The organism is Parvularcula marina, assembly GCF_003399445.1.
Lineage (GTDB): Bacteria > Pseudomonadota > Alphaproteobacteria > Caulobacterales > Parvularculaceae > Parvularcula > Parvularcula marina.
Genome location: NZ_QUQO01000002.1, coordinates 401,121 through 423,660, shown reverse-complemented (window position 1 = coordinate 423,660; position 22,540 = coordinate 401,121). Strand labels below are relative to the sequence as shown.

The 22,540-nt window shown below is 59.7% G+C and carries 24 protein-coding genes; 7 read left to right on the top strand and 17 right to left on the bottom strand.

Features of this window, described 5'->3' with window-relative positions; genetic code table 11:
• Positions 1 to 106 precede the first annotated feature (106 nt).
• The 4 genes from DX908_RS15845 to dapA all read right to left on the bottom strand — a co-directional run bounded on the left by DX908_RS15845 (position 107) and on the right by dapA (position 2,513).
• Positions 107 to 316, bottom strand: a complete 210-nt coding sequence (locus DX908_RS15845) for a cold-shock protein (protein WP_116393455.1) — start codon at positions 314 to 316, stop codon at positions 107 to 109.
• A 179-nt stretch (positions 317 to 495) separates the two neighbouring features.
• Positions 496 to 993 (bottom strand): SsrA-binding protein SmpB, encoded by a 498-nt coding sequence (gene smpB, locus DX908_RS15840; protein ID WP_116393454.1) that lies wholly within the window; start codon positions 991 to 993, stop codon positions 496 to 498.
• Between the two features lie 70 nt (positions 994 to 1,063).
• The gene (locus tag DX908_RS15835) at positions 1,064 to 1,603 is read right to left on the bottom strand and encodes a DUF1697 domain-containing protein (protein WP_116393453.1); all 540 of its coding nucleotides are present in this window, start codon (positions 1,601 to 1,603) and stop codon (positions 1,064 to 1,066) included.
• 4 nt (positions 1,604 to 1,607) lie between these two features.
• On the bottom strand, positions 1,608 to 2,513 hold the full coding sequence (gene dapA / locus DX908_RS15830) for a 4-hydroxy-tetrahydrodipicolinate synthase (RefSeq protein WP_116393452.1): 906 nt from the start codon (positions 2,511 to 2,513) through the stop codon (positions 1,608 to 1,610).
• Between the two features lie 191 nt (positions 2,514 to 2,704).
• On the opposite strand from dapA, the gene DX908_RS15825 reads away from it, so the two are divergent.
• Positions 2,705 to 4,900, top strand: a complete 2,196-nt coding sequence (locus DX908_RS15825) for a lytic transglycosylase domain-containing protein (protein WP_158548879.1) — start codon at positions 2,705 to 2,707, stop codon at positions 4,898 to 4,900.
• 4 nt (positions 4,901 to 4,904) lie between these two features.
• Here the strand turns inward: DX908_RS15825 and DX908_RS15820 are convergent, their stop codons facing one another.
• Positions 4,905 to 5,345 (bottom strand): DNA polymerase III subunit chi, encoded by a 441-nt coding sequence (locus DX908_RS15820; RefSeq protein WP_116393450.1) that lies wholly within the window; start codon positions 5,343 to 5,345, stop codon positions 4,905 to 4,907.
• Between the two features lie 50 nt (positions 5,346 to 5,395).
• On the opposite strand from DX908_RS15820, the gene DX908_RS15815 reads away from it, so the two are divergent.
• Complete coding sequence (locus DX908_RS15815; RefSeq protein WP_116393449.1) at positions 5,396 to 6,364, top strand: mitochondrial fission ELM1 family protein; 969 nt, start codon at positions 5,396 to 5,398, stop codon at positions 6,362 to 6,364.
• 48 nt (positions 6,365 to 6,412) lie between these two features.
• Here the strand turns inward: DX908_RS15815 and DX908_RS15810 are convergent, their stop codons facing one another.
• The 7 genes from DX908_RS15810 to rpmF all read right to left on the bottom strand — a co-directional run bounded on the left by DX908_RS15810 (position 6,413) and on the right by rpmF (position 13,094).
• Positions 6,413 to 8,137: a dipeptidyl-peptidase 3 family protein gene (locus DX908_RS15810; RefSeq protein WP_116393448.1), complete on the bottom strand. Its 1,725-nt coding sequence runs from the start codon at positions 8,135 to 8,137 to the stop codon at positions 6,413 to 6,415.
• A 69-nt stretch (positions 8,138 to 8,206) separates the two neighbouring features.
• Positions 8,207 to 9,157 carry a lipoyl synthase gene (gene lipA / locus DX908_RS15805; RefSeq protein ID WP_116393447.1) on the bottom strand — a complete coding sequence of 317 codons (951 nt, stop codon included), beginning with the start codon at positions 9,155 to 9,157 and terminating at the stop codon, positions 8,207 to 8,209.
• 42 nt (positions 9,158 to 9,199) lie between these two features.
• A complete protein-coding gene (locus DX908_RS15800; protein ID WP_116393446.1) occupies positions 9,200 to 9,763 on the bottom strand; it encodes an NnrU family protein in 564 nt (187 codons plus the stop codon).
• 53 nt (positions 9,764 to 9,816) lie between these two features.
• A complete protein-coding gene (locus DX908_RS15795) occupies positions 9,817 to 10,254 on the bottom strand; it encodes an FtsB family cell division protein (RefSeq protein WP_116393445.1) in 438 nt (145 codons plus the stop codon).
• 181 nt (positions 10,255 to 10,435) lie between these two features.
• Positions 10,436 to 11,719 (bottom strand): phosphopyruvate hydratase, encoded by a 1,284-nt coding sequence (gene eno / locus DX908_RS15790; protein WP_116393444.1) that lies wholly within the window; start codon positions 11,717 to 11,719, stop codon positions 10,436 to 10,438.
• Between the two features lie 111 nt (positions 11,720 to 11,830).
• A complete protein-coding gene (locus DX908_RS15785) occupies positions 11,831 to 12,757 on the bottom strand; it encodes a hypothetical protein (RefSeq protein ID WP_116393443.1) in 927 nt (308 codons plus the stop codon).
• 154 nt (positions 12,758 to 12,911) lie between these two features.
• Positions 12,912 to 13,094, bottom strand: a complete 183-nt coding sequence (gene rpmF / locus DX908_RS15780; RefSeq protein WP_116393442.1) for a 50S ribosomal protein L32 — start codon at positions 13,092 to 13,094, stop codon at positions 12,912 to 12,914.
• Positions 13,095 to 13,339: 245 nt separating this feature from the next.
• Between rpmF and DX908_RS15775 the strand changes: the two genes are divergently transcribed.
• From DX908_RS15775 to DX908_RS15760, 4 genes are all read left to right on the top strand, one after another.
• Positions 13,340 to 13,690, top strand: coding sequence for a hypothetical protein (locus tag DX908_RS15775; protein ID WP_158548878.1), 351 nt, complete (start codon positions 13,340 to 13,342; stop codon positions 13,688 to 13,690).
• Between the two features lie 135 nt (positions 13,691 to 13,825).
• Positions 13,826 to 15,181, top strand: a complete 1,356-nt coding sequence (locus DX908_RS15770) for an alpha,alpha-trehalose-phosphate synthase (UDP-forming) (protein WP_233508736.1) — start codon at positions 13,826 to 13,828, stop codon at positions 15,179 to 15,181.
• Between the two features lie 46 nt (positions 15,182 to 15,227).
• On the top strand, positions 15,228 to 15,938 hold the full coding sequence (otsB, locus tag DX908_RS15765) for a trehalose-phosphatase (RefSeq protein ID WP_116393439.1): 711 nt from the start codon (positions 15,228 to 15,230) through the stop codon (positions 15,936 to 15,938).
• Between the two features lie 3 nt (positions 15,939 to 15,941).
• Positions 15,942 to 17,708, top strand: coding sequence for a glycoside hydrolase family 15 protein (locus DX908_RS15760; RefSeq protein ID WP_116393438.1), 1,767 nt, complete (start codon positions 15,942 to 15,944; stop codon positions 17,706 to 17,708).
• Here DX908_RS15760 and DX908_RS15755 read toward each other — a convergent pair.
• The 3 genes from DX908_RS15755 to DX908_RS15745 form a co-directional block, all read right to left on the bottom strand.
• The gene (locus DX908_RS15755; protein WP_116393437.1) at positions 17,680 to 18,306 is read right to left on the bottom strand and encodes a pyridoxamine 5'-phosphate oxidase family protein; all 627 of its coding nucleotides are present in this window, start codon (positions 18,304 to 18,306) and stop codon (positions 17,680 to 17,682) included. The two genes, DX908_RS15760 and DX908_RS15755, sit on opposite strands and share 29 nt — an antisense overlap.
• A gap of 4 nt (positions 18,307 to 18,310) precedes the next feature.
• Positions 18,311 to 18,772, bottom strand: a complete 462-nt coding sequence (locus tag DX908_RS15750; protein WP_116393436.1) for a nuclear transport factor 2 family protein — start codon at positions 18,770 to 18,772, stop codon at positions 18,311 to 18,313.
• A 96-nt stretch (positions 18,773 to 18,868) separates the two neighbouring features.
• Positions 18,869 to 19,417, bottom strand: coding sequence for a carboxymuconolactone decarboxylase family protein (locus tag DX908_RS15745; RefSeq protein WP_116393435.1), 549 nt, complete (start codon positions 19,415 to 19,417; stop codon positions 18,869 to 18,871).
• A 137-nt stretch (positions 19,418 to 19,554) separates the two neighbouring features.
• Here DX908_RS15745 and DX908_RS15740 point away from each other — a divergent pair, with 137 nt between their 5' ends.
• A complete protein-coding gene (locus DX908_RS15740) occupies positions 19,555 to 20,445 on the top strand; it encodes a LysR family transcriptional regulator (protein ID WP_116393434.1) in 891 nt (296 codons plus the stop codon).
• A gap of 14 nt (positions 20,446 to 20,459) precedes the next feature.
• Here the strand turns inward: DX908_RS15740 and pyrG are convergent, their stop codons facing one another.
• Both pyrG and hbs read right to left on the bottom strand, forming a co-directional pair.
• A complete protein-coding gene (pyrG, locus tag DX908_RS15735; RefSeq protein ID WP_116393433.1) occupies positions 20,460 to 22,106 on the bottom strand; it encodes a CTP synthase in 1,647 nt (548 codons plus the stop codon).
• Between the two features lie 109 nt (positions 22,107 to 22,215).
• Complete coding sequence (hbs, locus tag DX908_RS15730) at positions 22,216 to 22,488, bottom strand: non-specific DNA-binding protein Hbs (RefSeq protein WP_116393432.1); 273 nt, start codon at positions 22,486 to 22,488, stop codon at positions 22,216 to 22,218.
• Positions 22,489 to 22,540 lie beyond the last annotated feature (52 nt).

Genomic DNA, 22,540 nt, shown 5'->3' with positions numbered 1-22,540 from the left:
GGCACTCTCAAAAGCCTTCCTTACCCTCATAATTCTGCAATGTGGCATAGAAAAAGGCGTGGAGGTCGCCCGCCACGCCTTTCAATTGCTCGCTTTCGCGTGCCAGTTAGTCCTGCAGTTGCAGCTCACCAGCAGACGAACGTCCACGGCGATCCGTGACGAGTTCGTAGGAAATCTTCTGATTGTCTTTGAGACCCTGAAGACCAGCCGCTTGGACAGCGGAGATGTGAACGAAGACGTCATTGCCGCCCTCATCCGGTTTGATGAAGCCGAAGCCTTTTTCGGTATTGAACCATTTAACGGTACCGGTCGCCATTTTGCGTTTCTCCTTACCCGGTTGCCCCATCCGCCCCGACCACCGGGCCGGCAAGGGGTAGAAAGTCAGATCGGGTAGGAGGCGGTCTTCCGCCGGTAGTCCGTCGCCAAGCAGTCTTTCAGTGCCCCAAATATTACGGGGCTCCGGGGGCTGACGCAATCGAAATCGGTAGCTGGCGCCTAGCCTCTTTCGCGTAAGAGACGTTGTTTCTGGCGGCCCCAATCGCGCTCTTTCTGGGTATCGCGCTTGTCGTGGAGCTTCTTGCCCTCGGCGAGCGCGATCTCGAGTTTGGCCATGCCGCGATCATTGAAATAGAGCTTTAGCGGCACAACGGTGAAGCCCTTGCGCTCGACCCCGCCGGTCAGGACGCCGATCTCCTTGCGGGACAAAAGCAGCTTCCGTGGCCGCTTCGGCGTGTGGTTTTCCCGGTTCCCGGCCGAATATTCGGGGATATTTGCATTCACGAGCCAGATTTCGGTGCCGTTCGGCCCCGCCTCAGGTGCGCAATAGCTCTCCGCGATATTCGCCTGGCCTTCACGCAGGGCTTTGACCTCGGTGCCGCTCAGGACGATCCCCGCCTCGAATGTCTCGTTGATGTGATATTCAAAGCGCGCCTTGCGGTTCTCAGCGATCACCTTCCGGCCCGGCTCGTTTTTCTTCTTTTTTGGCGGGGCCATGGTTCAGCAGTCCTCAGGATTAGTGGGAGCCGCAGAACATAGGGAGCCCTGCAGCGCTCTGCAAATGCGATCAGCCCTCAAGCAAGGCCAGCATTTTCAAAAGCGTAGAGAGTTTTCGCGCTGTGGTGGGTACACCCAGCGCCTTCTCAACGACTTCTGCCAGTTTTGACCGGCCGATCCCATCCGGTGCGTGAAGATAGAAGACAGGTCCATTGAGCTCGAAACTCTCACTATCCGTTTGGAGCTCCTCAAGCTTCTTAAGCCCTGATGAGGCTGGCTTGCCATCGAGGAACCAGAAATGAGCGGATTTCTCCGCGTCCGGCCTATCCGCGAAAGGATTGTCCTCGATCGTTGACCGGAAAGCGGCTTCCTTGAGGACGAATGCGCGTGGCTTGACGTCAAAGTCCTTCTCGATGAGGTCTGAAATTTCTGCCGCCAGCGCCGCATCACTGCGCTTTGCGGGCACGTCGAAAACCAGATTGCCGCTCTGGATGACACTTTTCACGTCACTATAGCCATGCTCGGTGAGCATGGCACAGAGCGGCTTCATGGGGACGATGTTGCGTCCCCCGACATTAATCCCGCGAAGTAGACAGATGCGATGAGGCATCGCGCTAGTCGATCAGCCCGAGGCCTTCTAACGCCTTGGCGACGGCGATTTTCGCCTTCTCCGAAGCCGGCACCAGCGGCAGGCGCAACTCCTCCTGACACAGACCAAGGCGTGCGAGCGCATATTTGGTCGGCCCGGGGCTCGTATCCATGAACAGCGCCTCGGCGAGTGGTGTCAGACGGTCCTGCAGCTCGCGGGCTTCTTCCCAGCGACCTTCAAGCGTGGCGGTCTGCATCAGCGCGCAGAGATCCGGCACGACATTCGAGGTCACCGAAATGCACCCCGTGCCGCCCATAGCGTTAAAGCCGACGGCTGTTGCGTCCTCACCGGAAAGCTGGATGAAATCCGAGCCGCAGGCGAGCCGCTGCTGCGCGACACGGGCAAGATTGCCTGTTGCATCCTTGACCCCAACGATGCCCGGATGGCGCGCCAACACTTTCATGGTCGAGACCGCGATGTCGCAGGCCGTCCGTCCAGGAACATTATAGAGAATGATCGGCAGGTCGGTTGAATCCGCCAGCGCCGTGAAATGCGCGATCAGGCCATCCTGTGAGGGCTTATTGTAATAGCCGGTCACCGCCAGCAACGCATCGGCACCGGCCGATTGCGCCTTTTCGGCCAACATGATCGAGGTTGCCGTATCGTTCGATCCGACCCCGGCAATGACCGGGATCCGTCCGTCTGCCGCAGAGACCGCGCAGCGGATGACCTCGACATGCTCTTCTTCATTGAGCGTCGAGGTCTCGCCCGTGGTGCCAACAGGAACGATGCCGTGCGTGCCGCCCTTTATCTGCCGGTCGATCAGGTCACGATAAGTGTCATAGGCTACGGCGCCGTGGTGAAACGGTGTCACAAGGGCCGTGATGGAACCGCGGATCCAGTCGGCGGTTGATGATACTGAGAATGTCATGTCATCGCCGTAGTCCTGCCTGCGAAAACGGGCAAGCGTCAGACTGCTGTGTCGCTTTGGCACAAGGCATGCTAGAGAGTTGAGGGGAAGTTTTCGGGTTCGACATGCGCGCCATTAGACGATTGCAAGCCGTTCTTTTTTCAGTGTTTTTAGTCCTTTCCAGTGGCGTTACCCTGGCGAAGGTTCCACCTTTGCCGACCCTCAAACCGCCGGCACCGGAATCGCCTTATATTTCGTCCATCGATGAAGGGAAGCTGCGCTCGGTTTTCGAAGCGCTTGAGCGCCGGAATTATGATCTGGCGAATGTCCTTCGAACTCAGATAGATGCGCCGACAGCCCGAGCTGTCGCAGACTGGGCCTATCTGCGGTCCTCTGCCGACAATCTGTCTTCTCTTGAGATCAGCCGGTTCCTTGATCAGAATTATGGCTGGCCGGATGAACGGCGACTTCGCGAAAAGGCTGAGGACTCCTTCACGGACGCAACGCCTGCCGAGGAAATCTTCGCCTTCTTTGACAAGCGCGACCCGGTTACTTCTGACGGCCACCTCCAGCTGGCCCGCGCCTTCCTCAGCCGGGGGAATCGCGATGCAGCCACTGCCCAGATCAAGGCGGCATGGATCAATTTCAACCACACCTCGCGGCAGGAAACCGATCTGCTCAATGCCTATGGCGGTTTTCTGAGCCCGCAGGACCATTGGGAGAAAGCGGACCGGCAGCTTTTTGATATTCGCGCAACCGCCACCAGACGGATTCTCAACTATGTGCCATCCGAGCGGCGGGCCGAGGCCCTGACCCGGATTGCATTCCTCCTCAATGACCGCAATGCGCCGTCACTTTACAATAATCTGCCTGCGGACAGCCAGCAGGATGCCGGCGTGCTCCTCGCCGCTGTTCGTCATTACCGCCGGATGGACCAGGAGCCCCTCGCGATCACTTATGCCGGGCTCGCCCCCCTCGATCCTGTCAGCCTGCGAGACCCCGGCGCCTGGTTCTATGAACGCAAGCTGCTCGCGCGCTGGGCACTGAAGAATGCCCGCTTTGAAGATGCCTATATCCTGTCGGCCTATTCAGGGCTCGAGGATGGCGCCGATTTTGCCGAAGCCGAATTCATGGCCGGCTGGGTCGCGCTCCGCTTCCTCGGTGATGCGGAACGGGCCAAGGCGCATTTTGCCTTCCTCGCGACAGGCGTGACTTCTTCAATCAGCCGTTCGCGCGGCGAATACTGGCTCGGCCGGGCCTTCGCTGCCGCCGGTGAAGAGAGCATGGCCCGCCAGCACTATCTTGTCGCCGGGGCTTATCCGTATACCTATTATGGTCAGCTCGCTTTGCAGGAACTCGGCCCCGATGCACCGCAGGTGATCTTCCCACAGGCCCCCGCAGAACCTGACGCCAATGACCTGACTGTCTTTGAAGCGCGGCCCATGGTTCACGCCATGCATATTCTTGCCGAAATCGGTGAGGACGTGCATTTCGACCGGTTCGCTCGTGCACTTGATGATCAGATCCAGAGCGAGGGTGAAGTCCTTGCCTATTATGATCTTGTGATCGGTGAGCGGAAAACCTATCTCGCCGTTCGCGGCGGCAAGGTCGCGCGGAACAATGGCGCGGAAGTCCCGCATGTCATCTATCCGCTTTACTCCGTACCCGACAGCGCAGCCCGTTATGTCGAGACACCCCTGATCCTCGGCCTGTCGCGTCAGGAGTCAGAATTTAATCCGCGCGCTTATTCGAGCGCCCGCGCCCGCGGCATGATGCAGCTTCTCTCCTCGACCGCTCAAATTACGGCGCGTAAGGAGGGTTTGCCCTTCTCATCCTCGCGGCTTCTGTCTGATCCTGACTACAACATGACGCTTGGGGCTGCGCATCTCAGCCACCTGCTCGACCGTTTCAACGGCAGCTATATCATGGTGATGGGCGCCTATAATGCGGGCCCTCACCGGGTCGACCGCTGGGTTGAGGAATATGGCGATCCGCGCGATCCTAATGTCGACCCAATCGACTGGATCGAGCTCGTCCCTTTCTCTGAAACCCGCAATTACATCATGCGCGTGACCGAGAATACGCAAGTCTACCGTTCACGAATTGAAGGCCAGCCGCTCGGCGCCGGCATCCTCGCCGACATCACGCGCGGCGGCGGCAATCGAGATGCGATCGGCGTCATGCCGCCCTCCCCGCGCCTGATGATTCAAGCGTCACTTGCCGATCCTGAGCCGACATTCGGCCAGAACGGGCTCAGCATTCCGAAATCGCGGACGCGAGCACAGGAAGTCTTCGAAGGGCTGATCTTTCCGCCCCTTCATCTCGATAACGCCATCGAGGGCGAGAGCGATATTCCTGACACAGATGAGCTGCGCGAAGAAGTCGAGGCCGAAGGGGAAAGCGAATAAGGCGCTAGCCTGCTTTCACCCAGCGGCCATCCTCGTCCTGCTTCCAATAGGTGGCCTCGGCGCCTGCGCCTTTGACCGCCTTCCAGGCTTCGCGGGCCGCAGGCGCATCGCTCGCGCCAAACATCAGCACCGCACGGGTCAACCCGTTTAATCCCTCGGGACGAAACGTCTCCGCCGACAGCGCAAAGAGGACATCGCGGCCCTTTGGCAATTCATCCCCGGTCGTCAGCCAGACAGGCACGCGCTCATCGGCTGCGCCCGCACCATGCGGCAGAAAGCTTTCGTCGTGATAGGTCCAGAGATGATCGTCGAGCGCCCGCAACTCGCCCTCATCCCGGCAGCGGACGACCGCCGTCCAGCCGCGTGACAGCGTGCGTTCCAGCAGCCCCGGCAGGACGTCGGAAGGCGACCCGCGCTCAATATGGTAAAACAGAATCTCGGTCATGAGTGAAAGAAGATAGCCCTTGGTAACCTGCCAAGGCTAGAGACCTTGCCATGGGAGAGACACCACTTCTGATCTGGGCCGTTTCGGACGGCCGGGCCGGCATGGAGAACCAGGTGATGGGCCTTGCCGAGGCCGTGGCGCGCCTGACCCCTGCCTATATCGAGCGCAAACGCATCGCGATTCGCGCGCCCTTTGACCGACTGCCGCGTATGCTGATGGGACCATCTCTGTCGCGGCTGTCGGCTGATTCTGATTCGCTGGACCCGCCCTGGCCCGATCTCTGGATCGGATGCGGGCGCCGCGTCGTGCCGCTCTCGATCGAGATGAAGCGTCATGTGCCCATGGTCGTGCAGACGCAGGATCCGCGCGCGCGGCTCGGCGGATTTGATCTCGTCATCCCGCCCGAACATGATGAGTTGAAGGGCGATAATGTCTTCCCGATCCTGGGGTCCCCGAACCGGCTTGAGGAAAACCGTCTACGGACGGAAGCTGGTATGCTGATCGAGGATCTGGGGCTCGATGAAGACCAGCGTTATGCGGCGGTGCTGATCGGCGGGGACAGCAAGGATTACCAGATGACAGGTCCCGTCACCACCCTGATGCTAGAAGCCCTCGCGGCCGCAGAGGATGAAGGCTATCGCCTCCTCATCACCCCATCCCGACGCACACCGGAATTTGTGAAACATCATTTGCGCGAAGCCCTGCCGGACGCATGGATCTGGGACGGCGAGCCGGTGGGCCGCGTGGTCAATCCCTATTTTGGGATGCTGGGGGTGGCCGAGCGTTTCTATGTGACCGGCGAGAGCGCGAACATGCTCACCGACGCGGCCTTTACCGGCAAGCCGATCCACATGCTCCCCCTCGAAGGAGGAGCACCCAAATGGCAGCGATTTCATCAGGCGCTGGAAGACCGGAATATCCTGAAACCGCATTGCGGCCCCGACGATCAGTGGACGTATGAGCCGTTACGCGAAACGGATCGCGCAGCGGCAGAGATCCTCAGGCGGATGGGCCGCTAGCCGCTTTCAGCACTTCCCCCGCCGAAGCGGGGGAAGATGAGCCCGCTTTTAGATCGCGTCGGGATAGACCGGCTGGATGTCGACCGGGATGTCGGTCATCGATGCGATGACCTTTTCGGCATTCTCGTCGAGCACGCGATAGCCATCGAGGAAGGCTTTCGCCGCGTCATAGTCGCCGTCGCCCTGCAGCATGACGATCTTGGCCGTCAGATCACTGATCGCCTGTTCGAGCTTGGCAAAATCGATCCGGTATTTGCCGGTTTCTTCATCGACCTCGAAAGCGCCCTGCTCCTTGAAGAAGCTGTACTGATAGGCCGCCCCGCCACCATGGGCTTCGTTTATGCCAAACCGCATCGCGCGGAAATTGCCGGTGAAATAGGTCGCAAGGAAAGCTTCCTTTTCTTCGACCGGCAGTTCACCCAGCTCCATCATATAGAGGATGTTATAGGCGCCCATCACATCCGCCTTGCCTTCCTCGATGGTCGAATAAAGCTCCTTGAGCTGAGCATTGACGGTGGTTTCCTCACCATCGATCATAATCGTCCCCGGCCCGAGCGAGTGGCTGAGTTCATGGAACAGCGTTTCCATACCCATATATTTCTGCATCAAGAGGCCAGCCTGCTCCTCGACCAGCACATGCTCGGCCATCGGCTCGAGGATGCGGTCGAATTTCGCGCCCATCACATTATTGAGGAGGACTTTCTTGGCGCCTTTGGCTTCGCGCACCCGCTCATCATTCGGCAGGTTGAAGGCAATCGTCTGGACGCCCGGCACATTGTCGCCGCCGCCATGGACCTGATCGACAACCGAGATCGGGGATTCAAAACCGCGCTTGAAGTTCTTGTAGTCATCCGAGACCGGCAGGTTTGCTTCCATATCGCGGAGCATCCCTTTGTATTTGTCGAGCGCCGAGCTCTCTTCCGGATCACGTACCGTTATGAACGCCTCAAAGGCGGTCTTGGTGCCAAAGAGACCGTCCGTATAAACCTCATAAGGGCCGATGGCGACTTCGATCGGGCCATCAAGGTCCATCCACGCCATTTCGGATTCATAATAATCATCGGTGAGGAAGCTCTCCGCCCGCAGGGTCAGGAAGCGCTTGAGGCTCTCATTGGTCGTGATCTCGGCAGCTTCGCGCAGCTTGGTCGCCGCAGGGACCAGCCATTCGGCATAATGCTCAGAATAAGGAATGGCTTTCAGGCCGCCATCCTCGGTCCGGCGAATGACCGTGTACCAGCTATTGAAGGCTTCCTCATCACCCGGATGCGCTTCGATCCATGCGTCGAACTCTTCGCGCGTCATGTCAGCCGGATAAAAGGCTGCGCCTTCGGGGCGCTCCATGCCGCCATAGAAGGGCTTGAAGTGATCGAGCGTGTCCCACGGCCCGAAGTGAAGATCGAAGAGCTCCAACAGGAGCGCCTTGTTATCAATATCGCTGGCGGCAATTTCGGTGCGCCAGGCGGGATTCTCTTCGCTGACCTGCCGCAGATAAATCTCGCTCATCAGCTCGGCGGCATCGATCAGGAGGTTCACGACCTGCTTTTCTTCCGCCGTCAGGAACGATGTGTCAGGCGCCATGTCGATGATGGCGATCTCGTCCCGCATCATCTCCAGCTCTTCGGTCGAGGCAACCATCACCTCATCCGTCATGGCCTTGTCCGCCATTTCCGGCGTGCCGGTGGCGGCCGCATCTGCAGGGGCCTCTTCCTTACCGCCACAGGCAGCGAGGGTCAGGGCGAGAACTGAACTTGCAAGCAGGTATTTGATAGCCATGGGAAACCTTGGGGTAGCGTTATTTTCCCCGGCTTCTAGCCCTTCCTGCTTCCCGGCGCAAAGCCGGGCTTAGCTCCGCCGTCCCTCGCGGGCCGCCTTCATCTGCGCGAAATCGGCATCGGCGTGATAGCTAGAGCGCGTCAGCGGTGAGGCAGAGACCATCAGGAAGCCTTTGGCGCGGGCAATCGACTCATAGGTCTTGAACTCTTCAGGCGTAACGAAGCGATCGACCGGCGCATGTTTCCGCGTCGGCTGGAGGTACTGACCGATGGTCAGAAAATCGATGCCCGCCGAGCGCATGTCATCCATCACCTGCATGACCTCTTCCTTGGTCTCGCCAAGGCCGACCATGATGCCGGATTTGGTGAACTGGTTCGGATCGCGCTCTTTCACCTTTTCGAGCAGGCGCAGGCTATGGAAATACCGCGCACCCGGACGAATAGAGAGATAGAGCCGCGGGACGGTTTCCAGATTGTGGTTGAAGACATCGGGCTTGACGTCGATCACTTTCTCGACCGCTTCCTTCGGTTTGCGCAGGAAGTCCGGGGTCAGGATCTCAATCGTCGTGCCCGGCGACTGGCGGCGAATGCTCTCGATCACATCGACGAAATGCTGTGCCCCGCCATCATCCAGATCATCACGGTCAACCGAGGTGATAACGATATGGTTGAGACCCATCTCGGCAGCGGCCTTGCCGGTATTCTCCGCCTCATGCGGATCAATCGCGCCGGGCAGGCCCGTCTTTACATTGCAGAAGGCGCAGGCCCGCGTGCAGGTATCGCCAAGGATCATGATGGTCGCGTGCTTTTTGTCCCAGCACTCGCCGATATTCGGGCAGGCCGCCTCTTCGCAGACCGTCGCAAGGCCCTTCGACTTCACGATGTTTTTGGTCTCGGCATAGCCCTTGGACACCGGCGCCTTCACGCGAATCCAGTCGGGCTTGCGCTTCACCTCGCTGTCGGGGCGCTTTTGTTTTTCGGGGTGCCGCAGGGCACGGGAATTATCGATGAGGGTGACCATTGGGCGTAAATAGAGACTGCGATGCGGTTTGTCAGCCTCGACTTAAAAGAGCGGCACACCGGCAATGTAGACATGCGCCCAGAGGAGGATGACCGCAAAGCCTGCCGTCCCGATGGTGATGGCGAGGACATCGCCGAACCCCGTCTTGAAGGGCCGGCCCATATCGCCGCGTTTCTTGAGCGCGATCCGGTCGATCACACCCCAGGCGAGGACCGCGCCGAAGAGGATGACCGAGCGCAAATCCCCATTCGCAAGGAGGTGCCCGAAGGCCCAAAGCTTCATGCCCAGCACCATGGGATGCTTTGCTATTGAAGCGATTTTCCCCGCAGGCAGATTGGCCGCCACTGTCAGGATCAGGGCGATCCAGACGCAGAAATAGGTGATGTAGCGAACCCAGTCAGGCAGCACGTAATAGGGCTCGCCCGATCCGACCTGCTTCCAGCCATAAATGAGGAGGATAAGTCCGGCGAGAGTGATGAGCGAGAACAGCCCCTTATAGGGCATCGCGCCGATCTTCCCGATGATGGCGGCGCGTGGCCCCCGCGCCAGCCCTGTGAACAGGTGGATGCCAATAAAGAGGGCCAGCCCTGCAAGGAAAATGGTCATCGTCGCGCTCCCGTGCCTCGTCGCGATCTTATACGCGCGTCAGGGAGCAGCCGTCACGCGCCGCTGTCTGCGGTTTTGATGAGGAGCGTCTCAAGCCCCGCATAGCGGAGGTGCTCGGTTGAGGCCGCCGCAAGGATGAGGCGCTCTTCTTCACGGGCGTGCTCCGCCCCCATCTCGGCCATGCGGTCGAGATCTTCCATGCGGACAAGATATTCATCGGGGCGCACAAGGCCGAGAACCCCCCTCACCCGTTCTTCGAGGAGATCCTCATCAAGACCTGCGACGAGCAGCCGCTCGGTGCGGTCTGTAAGGAAGGCATGTTCCTGTTCCAGCGTGTCGAGACGGGCCTGCCGCTCGGCGATCTCCGTCTGGAGAATCTCGTTCATTCGTCTGCCTTCTGATGAATTATACATCATCAGGAAATTATACGCGATGGCGACCACCGCCATGGCAGCAAGACCAGACTGAAATACCGGAACCAGACGCGTCATCAACTCACCCTTCCTCTCTCGGAAGGCCGGTATCGCGTTCGTAAGGTTAGGAGAGTCTGAATCAGACCAGTGAAAGTCGCGCCTATTAACGAAAAAGTCCGTTTACCCTCTCGCGCACTTATCCACATGTCTCATACCGGGACAGGAAGATTTGTCCCGCCCCGGTACAGATTGAGCGGATTTACGCGCCGAGCATCGGCAGGGCGTCTTTGCCGGCATACCGGGCTGACGGCCCAAGCGTTTCTTCGATGCGAAGGAGCTGGTTGTATTTCGCGGTCCGGTCAGAACGCGCAAGCGAGCCGGTCTTGATCTGACCACAGCAGGTAGCCACCGATAGATCCGCGATGGTCGTGTCCTCGGTCTCGCCCGACCGGTGGGACATCACCGCCGTATAGCCTGCGCGATGCGCCATATCGACGGCTGCGAGCGTTTCCGTCAGTGTACCGATCTGGTTGACCTTGACGAGGATCGAGTTGGCTGCGCCTTTCTGGATGCCTTGTTTCAGACGCTTGGAGTTGGTGACGAAAAGGTCGTCGCCGACAAGCTGGCACTTGCTGCCGATGGCTTCGGTCAGGGCCACCCAGCCCTCCCAGTCATCCTCGGCCATGCCGTCCTCGATCGAGATGATCGGGTAATTGCTGGCCAGATTGGCAAGATAGTCGGCCATGCCGGCGCCATCGAGCACCTTGCCCTCGCCCGCGAGGTCATATTTGCCGTCTTTGAAAATCTCGGTCGAGGCGACGTCGAGCGCCAGATACATGTCATCGCCCGGCGTGTAGCCGGCCTTCTCGATGGCGCGCATGACGAAGTCGAGCGCTTCCTGCGAGGAAGAGAGGTTCGGCGCAAAGCCGCCCTCGTCACCGACATTGGTATTGTGGCCTGCCGATTTGATTTCAGATTTGAGGGCGTGGAAGGTCTCCGCCCCCATGCGCAGCGCTTCAGCAAAGCTGCCTGCGCCAACCGGCATGATCATGAATTCCTGGATGTCGATCGGATTGTCCGCATGCGCCCCGCCATTGACGATGTTCATCATCGGCACCGGCAGAAGGTTCGCGGCGACCCCGCCGACATAGCGGTAGAGATACTGGTCGGTCTGTTCGGCAGCAGCTTTTGCGATGGCGAGCGAGACGCCGAGGATCGCATTGGCCCCGATGCGGGACTTGTTCGGCGTCCCGTCGATCTCGATCATCACATTGTCGAGGAAGGACTGTTCTTCGACATCCATGCCAACGAGCGCTTCGAAAAGTTCCGTGTTCACCGCATCGACAGCTTCGCGGACGCCCTTGCCGCCATAGCGCTCTCCGCCATCGCGGCGCTCATGGGCTTCGTGGATGCCGGTCGAGGCGCCGGACGGGACGGCTGCACGGCCGACAAAGCCGTCTTCGGTCGTGACATCGACTTCGAGGGTCGGGTTGCCTCGGCTGTCGAGGATTTCACGCGCATTGATGTCGAGGATCGCCGTCACGGGCCAGTCTCCATAGTTGAATACTCGTGGAGCCTATGGACCATCGCGGGGGCAGGAGAAAAGCCCCCCGGGCGGAAACATGACAGCCCGGGGCAGGAAATCGTGATCGCCCTATCTGTCTTCCGAGAAATCCGGATCAGAATTTCTGGGCGTCGAGCGTTTGGGCTCAGGCTTCGGTGTCGGCCTGGGGGCAGGTTTTGCCGCGGGCTGAGGCGCCGGCGCGGGCGTTGATCGCTCCGGCGGTGGGCTTGTCCGCTGCGGTGGAGAGCTGGGCGGTGGCTCATAGCGCTGAGGCGGCGGCGCCGTTGGCTTGGGCGCAGGCTGAGGCGCGGACTGGCGCGGCGGCTCGGTTCGGCTGGGCGGATTCGAGCGCTGCGGCGGGCGTGAGCGCGCAGGATCAGCAGGCGCGGGCTTGGCCTCCGTCGGTCCCGGCACATATCTTGGTTCATCTACGGGCCGGCGGGCCGGTGTATTGCCCTTCGGATTCGGCTCGGTTGAGGGCGGCGGCGTATCGCGGTCCCTGTCGCGATCACGATCTCTATCCCGGTCGCGATCTCTATCGCGGTCACGGTCCCGGTCCCGCCGGTAATAGGGATCATAGCACCAGCTCGCCTGATAGCGGCCGTAACAGTCATAAGGATCGTCGTAGTAAGGATCACTGTACCGGCGATCATAATCCCGATCGCGGTAGTAGGTATAAGCTCGTCCATGCGGACCAAAGGTCCAGCCGTGGCGCGGGCTCCAATAGCCTGAGCGGCCATAGAAGATGAAGTCGTCAGCGATGGTGTTGTAGCTGTAGCGTCGCTGGGCATCGCGGTAGACGCGGTTGAAGCAGCGATCCGCCTGCTGCTCACAGCCCAGGCGCCGGCCATATTCGTCATAGATCGGGTCTTCATCGCCATAGCGGCGACAGACTTCTGCCTGACGGTCACAGGCATCCATGGCGCCCAGAACATCATCTGGCGGGGCGGTCGCCACACATGCCGTCAGAGATCCCAAGCCGAAGGCAGAAAGTATAACAAGATCAATGCGCCGCATCCCGAACCTCAAAAAAATTCGTGTCCCTTGGGAGGGATTAAGACAGATCGGCGTCAGTTCGTAAACAAAAGGCCCGCCGCTCCAACAGGAGTTGCGAGCCTTTCAATTCAAGATGGCACCCGGAAGGCGCCAATGTAACAGAACGTATCGACGCTTAGTCTTCCTGCGGCGACAGGACCTGGCGACCATTATAGGTGCCGGACTTCAGGTCGATATGGTGGTTACGGCGAAGGTTGCCGCTCTGTTTGTCTTCAACGAACGTTTCGGCGCTGATACTGTCATGCGCACGGCGCATGCCGCGTTTGGAGCGCGTGATCTTACTCTTCGGGACGGCCATGATCGTCTCCCTGACGAATGAATTCTGACGGTGAAAACCGGAAGACGGCGCAGCTAGCGAGAAGTCCGTTCCGGCGCAAGTTCTTTTTGGCGAAAGCCTCAAAAAGGTCACGCCCTTCCTCGAATATCGTGAACGGATCGGCCCGTCATGATTAACGCGATAACCAAAAGATTCGACGGTCCAGTTCAGCGAGTTCTCATTCCCTTTGGCTATTAAGGTTGCCTGTGGTTCCTCGGAGAGTTGCGTTGTCCTTGTTTCGTTTGCCATTCGTATTCGGCTTTCTGGCCGGATTTCTCGCTATCACCGCCCTGCCAGTCGTCAGCGCCTCCATTGCTGGCGCAGCACCGGCGATTCCTGTGCAGGATCTGGCCCGCATGTCCTGGCCACATCTCTCACTCAGCCAGCAGGAGATGGTCGATCTGCTCGCCCGCGAGATCTACGAGAAAGAGATTGAACCTGAACAGCGCCAGCGGATCGGCGGCTCGATCAATGCCGTCTATGACGCCCTCCCTGAATGGCGCAAAGCGCCCTTCCGCGGGATGGCGATGCGCGATCTGGGTATGGAAGTTCCCGAGGAAATGCGCCGCGCAATCTAGGCTGCCCATCGGCCTGTGAATGTAAGGCCGCAGGGAACCGACTGTTATTCCATTCATTCACCTCTTCGGTGCATGCGCAATATGCTCTAAGCTGTTCGCAGGTGCACAAAAGAGGAGCTGGATGAGATGGGCAGAATGATCGCGATATCGAACCGGACAGCTTCCGACCCCAAGGCGCGGGCGGGCGGTCTGGCCGTCGCGGTCTGGGAAGCTCTCAAGTCTTCTGGCGGCATGTGGGTTGGCTGGAGCGGCAAGCTCGTCAATGAGACCCCGCGCGGGGTCGAAGTCTTTCGCGATGACGGCGTCGAATTCGTTCTCACAGACCTCACTCACAATGAATACGAGCAGTATTATCTGCAATATGCCAATCGCGTGTTGTGGCCGATCTTCCATTATCGCGTCGATCTGGCTTCGTTCGATCACAAGGCCTTTGCCGGATATGCGCAGGTCAATCAGCGCATCGCCCAAATCGTCGGAGACCGGGCCGAGCCCGGCGACGCGGTCTGGGTCCATGACTACCACTATCTTTTGATGGCGGACTGCCTGCGCAAGGTAGGATGGAAAGGCCCGATCGGCTTTTTCCTCCACATCCCCTTCCCGGCACCGGAAGTTTTCCGGGCGATCCCGGAGCACGAATGGATCACCCGGGCGATGTGCGCTTATGACGTGATCGGCTTTCAGTCCGAGCAGGACCGGCAGAATTTCATCCGTCACCTGATCGAAGACAATGGCGGTGAAGATCTCGGCGATGGCCGGATAAGGGCATTCGACCGGACCGTGAAAGTCGCCGCCTATCCGATTGGCATCGACGCAGAGGGCTTTGAGGCCGCTGGCGATACCGAAGAAGCAAGCATCGCTGCGGAGAAAATCGGCCGGTTCCTTGGTAACCGCTCACTCGTTATCGGGGTCGACCGGATGGATTATTCTAAGGGGCTGCCCGAACGGTTTGAGGCGGTCGGCCAACTTTTCGACGATCACCCCGAATTGCACGGCAAGGTCTCGGTCACCCAGATTGCCCCGCCCTCCCGCTCCAAGGTCGAGGAATATCGCGAGCTCCGCGAACAGCTCGACCAACTCGCGGGGCGGATCAATGGCGACTACGGTGACCTCGACTGGATCCCCTTGCGCTATCTTGCCCGCTCATACACACGTGAAGAGCTGGCCGGATTGTTCCGTGTGGCCCGTGTAGGACTTGTCACTCCGTTGCGCGACGGCATGAACCTTGTCTGCAAGGAATTCGTCATGGCCCAGACGGAAGAAGACCCGGGCGTCCTCATTCTCTCGGAATTCGCAGGCGCCGCCGAACAATTGCAGTCGGCGCTGATCGTGAACCCCTATGACCGTGAGCGGGTCGCCGAAACAATCTACACGGCCCTGACCATGCCAGTCGAAGAACGGCGCGAACGCTGGCAGCAATTGCGCCAGACCGTCATGGAATATGATATCGGATGGTGGCGCAACAGCTACCTGCATGACCTTGAGGCCGTTTAGGCCGCGGGACACCCTCCTTTAACTCTCTACCGGAAAGGTGCCCCATATGACGCTCCCTTCCCTATCGCCAGACCATGCCCTGTTTCTCGATTTCGATGGCACGCTGACAGATATTCAGGATGATCCGGATACGGTTGCCCTTCCCCAAGGCGGCGCCGAGGCGCTGGTGGCGCTCTCGGCACGGATTGGCGGAGCGCTGGCGGTGATCAGCGGGCGCGATGTCATGGACCTGCAGACCCGCGTGCCGCAGGAGCTCTGGCGAATTGGCGGGCATGGCCTTGATGTGGCATCGCCGGGCGAAACAGCAAAACGCCACGAGGGAAGCGCACCATATGACCTCCTCAACGGCGTGCGTGGTATAGAAGCGCGCCATCCGGGGAGCCGACTTGAAGAAAAAGGCCGAGTTCTGGCGTTTCATTACCGGCAGATCCCCGAGCACGCAGACCACATCGAAGGTGAATTACGCCGTCTCCTGAGTGATTTTCCCAGCTACAGACTGCAGTCCGGCAAGATGGTTTTCGAAGCAAAGCCTTCAGAAGCAAACAAGGGCGCGGCCCTTGCCAGAATGATGTCGGCACCGCCTTTCGAAGGCCGCACCCCCATCATGGTCGGAGATGATGCGACCGATGAAGATGCGATGAAAACAGCCCTTGAAATTGGCGGCACAGCCATCAAGGTTGGGGCCGGCGAAACGGTTGCGCCCTACCGGATGGATGATCCGCAGGCGGTGTGGTCCTGGCTTTCAGAAAAGTGGTGAAGCATGAATCTCGAACTTGGCGCGATCGGTAACTGCACCGTCTCTGCACTGATTGATGAAGACGGTACTTGCGTGTGGCTCTGCCTGCCGCGGATCGATGCAGAGCCCGTCTTCAACTCCCTGCTCGGTGGCAAGGGCGTATTCGGCATCCGGCTCAACTCGCATATCCGCTCCGAGCAGCGCTATGATGGTAATACCGCGATCCTTGAGACCATCCTTCATTCCGAGGATGGCTCGGCAGTCAAGATCACCGATTTTGCGCCGCGCTTTACTGATCGCGGGCGCCTCTTCCGCCCTTCCTCGATTGTCCGAATGATCGAACCGCTCAAGGGCCTGCCACGGATCACCATTGACCTTTGCGGCACAAAGGAACGGGGGGCACAAATCATTGAACCGCGGCGCGGCGTCTCTCATATCAGCTATCCGGATGATGGGGCGGGGTTCCGGGTCACGACTGATGTGCCGGTCAGCTACATCATGGATGGCCGGGAGTTTGTGCTCGACCGTCCCTTCGGGTTCATTGTCGGCCCCGATGAAAGCCTGTCGGACAGTGTCGGCGATATGGCGCAGGACTGGCTCAAGCGGACACGTGATCACTGGCGCGACTGGTCGCGGCGCCTTGCCATTCCGGCGGAGTGGCAACAGGCCGTGATCCGCGCAGCGATCACCCTGAAACTGTGCGTCTACGAAGAAACTGGCGGCATCGTTGCCGCCCTGACAACCAGTATCCCGGAGCACAGCGGCTCCGAGCGGAACTGGGATTACCGTTTCTGCTGGCTACGTGATGCCTATTTTACCGTGACCGCGCTCAACCGGCTCTCCGCTGTCGGCACGCTGGAGCATTACCTGAGCTATCTGCGCAATATCGTCGTCCATACCGATGGCGGGCACATCCAGCCGGTTTATGGCGTATCGCTGGAAGACGATCTGACCGAGACGATCGCCACCGCCCTACCCGGCTATCGCGGCATGGGCCCGGTCCGGTTTGGCAATCAGGCGGCGGAGCATATTCAGCATGATGTCTACGGACATGTCGTTCTCGGCGCCGCACAAACCTTTTTCGATGACAGGCTGTTCTATAAATCCGGCCCCCTCGAGTTTGCGCATTTCGAGAAGGTCGGTGAACGCGCCTATCAGGTCTATAACACCCCGGATGCCGGGATCTGGGAATATCGGGGGCGAGCAAGCGTGCACACGTCTTCGGCGATCATGTGCTGGGCTGCCTGTGAACGGCTGGCGCGGATCGCGGGCGTACTGGGCCAGACGGCACGGCAGGATCACTGGCAGGCGCGCGCGGATGAAATGCGCGGGGTCATCCTCAAGGAAGCGTGGAACGAGAAACGCAATGCCTTTACCGGCGCCTTTGGCGGGGACGCGCTTGATGCCTCTGTCCTTCTGATGGCCGAGATCGGTTTTATCGAGCCGATGGATCCTCGCTATGTCGCAACAGTCGAGCGCATTGACGATGAGCTCCGCGAAGGTCCGCATGTCTATCGTTATCGGGAGGCGGATGATTTCGGCAAGCCGAAGACCGCTTTCACCGCTTGCACCTTCTGGCATATCGACGCCCTCGCCCGGATCGGCCGCACCGACCAGGCGCGCGAGATGTTCGAATCCGTCCTTGCCCATCGCACCCGGCTCGGCCTCTTGTCAGAAGACGTCGATACGGAGTCAGGCGAGCTGTGGGGGAACCTGCCCCAGACCTATTCAATGGTCGGCATTATCAACGCCGCCGCCCGTCTCAGCCTTCCGTGGGAAGAGGTTGTCTGAGAGACGCAAGCTCTGCTTCGAGCGCGGCGATCCGGGCATCGCGGTCCGCAAGTGCGCGTTCGACGTCTTCGGCCTCAAAACGCTGCGGGATGTGCTGGGGGCAGTTCACATCCCATGCGTCAACATCAAAGAGCAGCGCCTGTTCAGGTCGAGCCCTGTAATTCTCCGGCATCAGGCGTTCGACAAGTTCGGGATCATCTTCGATGATCCGTGCCCGTCCCCAGATCTTGACCCGCCGGCGATGGACATAGTCGATCAGGAACAGATGGGCCTTGTTGTTCTCAACCAGATTGCCTTGCGTGATGAACTGCCGGTTTCCTTTGAAATCGGCAAAGCCGAGTGTTCGCGCATCGAGCACTTTGAGAAACCCCGGCGGGCCGCCGCGATGCTGGATGTAGGGAGCGCCATCGCTCGACACTGTGGCGAGAAAGACACTACGCTGCTCTGCGATAAAGGACGCCAACTGATCATCGATATCGACTGACCAGCCGCCCTTCTCCTCCATCCGCGCATAGCTGTCGCGCGAGCCCTTGCGGTCCTGGATCGCCTTTACCTCTTTCGTGAAGGCGATATCGGAAGAAATTTGCAGCGTGGCCATGTTCCTAGAGCCCAAGCTCAGTCAGACCCGGATGATCGGCAGGCCGGGGGCCGAGAGGCCAGAAGAACAGGCGTTCCGCATCTGTGATTTCAAGGTCATTGATGCTGGCGATCCGGCGGCGCATCAATCCGTCCTCGTCAAATTCCCAGTTCTCATTGCCATAGGCGCGTATCCAGGCACCGTGCGCGGCAAGATATTCATAGGCAAAACGGACGGCGATCCGGTTTCCTTCAAACGCCCATAACTCCTTGGTCAGACGATATTCGCGCTCGACTGCCCATTTACGGGTCAGGAAAGCCTCGATGTCAGCGCGGCCGGTCAGGAATTCAGACCGGTTCCGCCACTCGCTTTTCAGCGAATAGGCCTGCGCTACGCGGGCAGGATCGCGCGAATTCCAGGCGTCCTCGGCGGCGCGGACTTTCTGTACTGATGTTTCATGGGTGAAGGGCGGCAAGGGGGGACGCATTGGGGGCTCCGAATTGATCAGGAAGGGCGGCGGACCGGTCAAGGCGCCAGAGAGAGGGGCGTGTGACCGCCTGACCAGTCCGCCAGTCTCGCGGGGTTAGGCTGCGAGATCACTCGCCTCGGGGAAGTCTACTTCCGTTCCGAGGACTTCGTTCACATAGTTGGTCAGTGTATTGAGCGAGACGTGCAGAACAATCTCGACAATCTCTTCGTCCGAATAGCCGGCGACTTTGACGTCTTCGATGGCAGCGGCGCTGACCCGGCCACGATCACGGACGATTTCAGCGGCAAATTTGACTGCAGCATCCGCCTTGGCATCGGTTGAACCGCCACGGCGATTGGCTTCGATCTCTGCCGGCGACAGTTTGGCGATATTGGTACCAAGATAGGTGTGCGCGGCGAGGCAGTAGCTACAGCCATTGAGCTGGGCGACGGCCAGCGCGATACGCTCACGGGTCACCGGATCGAGCTTGCCTTTGCCGAGTGCGCCACTGAGGCTGAGATAGCCTTCAAGCGCTGCCGGGCTGGTCGATACGATACGGAACATGTTCGGCACGGAGCCGAGCGATTTTTTCACATTGTCGAGAAGCGGCTGGGAAGCTGCCGGGGCATCGCTGACGCTGGCGGGGGTGGGAATACGGGACATCGGGGTCGTTCCTTTCATCTGGGGTGCCGGTGAAGCCCGGCGCCGATGAGAGGGAGATGGTCGGCCACGCTCACAAAATAATAGCGCCTTTTTAAAAGTGATTATTCCATTATATGGAAGAAAAAAGGAGCCGCAGAATGGATCGCTACCGCGCCCTCGAAACCTTCATTGCCGTGGCGGAGAGCGGCAGCCTTGCCGGGGCGGGCCGGACGCTAGGCCTCAGCGCGCCGAGCGTGACGCGGATCATCAATGAGCTGGAAGACGCGCTCGGCGTCACCCTCCTCCACCGGACGACGCGCATCGTCACCCTGACCGAGGCAGGCGCCGCCTATCTCACCGACGCCAGACGGATCGTTGAGGAGATGCAGGCCGCCGATGATGCCGCTCGCGGCGCGCACCGGGCACCGTCCGGGCTGTTGCGGCTGACCGCGCCTGTCCTTTTCGGCCAGCATTATATCTCGCCAATCCTGCTCGATTACCTTAATCAGTATAAGGATGTGACGGCGGAGGCGGTCTATCTCGACCGCGTCGCCAGCATTATTGAGGAAGGCTTTGATGTCGCCCTGCGCATCGGCCCCCTGCCCGATTCAAGCCTTCGGGCTGTCCGGGTCGGCGAGGTCCGGCGGGTGATCTGCGGGTGTCCGTCCTATTTTGAACGGCACGGCCTGCCGCAAAGGCCTGCCGATCTTGCGGACCACAACATCATCGCGGTGCGCTCGGTCTCAGCGAGCAATAAATGGAGCTTTGCAGGTGGGGAGAGCGTCGAGGTGACCCCTCGCCTGACCTATGCCTCCGTCCCCGCCGCAATTGCTGCCGCGAAAACCGGATGGGGCCTGACGCGGGTGCTTTCCTATCAGATCGGGCCTGACCTTGATGCGGGCGGGCTTAAAACGGTGCTCTCCGAATTCGAACCCGATCCCCTGCCGATCCATCTGATCCATGCAGAAGGGATGCGGGCCTCCGCCAAGGTCCGGGCCTTTGTTGATATGGCCGCAAGCCGTCTGCGCGCGGACCCGCATCTGAGCTGAAGGTCGCCCGCGGATCAGATGAGGCGCGAGCGCTCCAGCGCTGCCTTGATGAAGCTCGCAAAGAGCGGGTGCGGATCAAAGGGCCGGGATTTGAGCTCGGGGTGGTACTGCACCGCGATGAACCATGGGTGATCCTCGATCTCCATGATCTCGGGCAGGCGCCCATCGGGCGATTTGCCGGAGAACTTCACGCCGTGATCGGAAAGCGCGCCCTCGATTGACATGTCGACTTCATAGCGGTGGCGGTGACGCTCATGGATCGTCTTCGCGCCATAGATCTCATGCACCTTCGAGCCTTCGGCGAGTGAGGCTTCATAGGCGCCGAGCCGCATCGTGCCGCCAAGGTCACTGTCCTCGGTACGCGCCTGCACCTGATTGCCCTGCACCCATTCAGTCATCAGCCCGACGACATTCTGGCCCTGAGCCGGGAATTCGGAAGACGTTGCGGTCGCATCGCCGAGCAGGTTCCTCACCGTTTCGATGACAGCCATCTGCATGCCAAAGCAGATCCCGAAATAGGGAATCTTCGAGGTCCGGGCATAGCCTGCCGCCTTGATCTTGCCTTCTGCGCCGCGCTCACCAAAGCCGCCGGGGACCAGCACACCGTGTACGGATTGAAGCCGCGAGATCGCGAGATCCTCGCGCTCGAAAATCCCGGCGTCGATCCACTCGATATTGACCCGGACATTGTTCGCAATGCCCCCATGCACCAGCGCTTCGATCAGCGATTTATAGGCGTCTTTGAGGACGGTATATTTGCCGACAATGGCGATAGTGACTTCACCATCGGGCGCCGTCACGCGGCTGACGATCTCGCGCCAGCGGGAAAGATCAGGGTCGGGTGCATCCGTGATGCCGAAAGCTTCGAGCACTTCGCGGTCAAAGCCCTCGCCATGATAGGCCAGCGGCACTTCATAGATCGTGCGTGCATCCATCGCCTGAATGACGGCGCTGGAGCGGACGTTACAGAATTGCGCGATCTTCTTTCGTTCGCCTTCGGGGATCGGCCGGTCAGCCCGCACCAGCAGGAGATCAGGCTGGATGCCGATCGAGCGCAGCTCTTTTACCGAGTGCTGGGTCGGCTTCGTCTTCATCTCGCCGGCCGCCGGAATATAGGGCATCAGCGTCAGGTGAACGAAGATCGCCTGATTGCGGGGCAATTCATTCCCCAACTGACGAATGGCTTCGAAGAAGGGCAGTCCCTCAATGTCGCCAACAGTGCCGCCGATCTCGCAAAGGCAGAAATCGACTTCCTTGCCGTCCTCGCCCAGCGCTGGAGACAGGACGAACTCCTTGATGGCGTCAGTGACGTGCGGAATGACCTGCACGGTCGCGCCAAGATAATCGCCGCGGCGTTCCTTCTCGATGATCGAGGAATAGATCTGCCCCGTCGTCACATTGTCGGTCTTGCGGGCATTGACCCCGGTGAACCGCTCATAGTGGCCAAGATCGAGATCGGTCTCGGCGCCGTCTTCGGTCACGAAGACTTCGCCATGCTGATAGGGCGACATCGTGCCCGGATCGACATTGAGATAGGGGTCGAGTTTCCGCAGGCGGACTGTATAGCCACGGGCCTGAAGAAGCGCACCAAGTGCTGCAGAAGCCACGCCTTTTCCGAGAGAGGAAACCACGCCGCCGGTGATGAAAATATACCGCGTCATGGAATTTCCCTGTAGGCGCGCTCGGACCGGGACGGCAACCCCGAAACTACGTGACAGAACAAAAAAGGGCGCCCTCAGGCGCCCTCTTCCGAAATCTGATCCGGCGCGATTAGTTCAGCGCGTCTTTCAGGCCTTTACCGGCCGAGAATTTCGGCTGGTTGGAGGCTTTGATCTGGATCGTCTCACCGGTGCGCGGGTTACGGCCCTCACGAGCTGCACGGCGGCTCGAGGAGAAGGTGCCGAAACCGACGAGGCGAACATCGTCGCCCTTCTGAAGCGTCTCGGTGATTGCGTCGAAAACAGCGTCGACAGCGCGGCCAGCATCGGCCTTCGTCATGTCAGCTTTGGAAGCAACGACGTCGATAAATTCATTCTTATTCATGGAATTTCCTTGGGGTTGGCAGAAAATCAGGCCGGAACGGTAAGAACGGTTC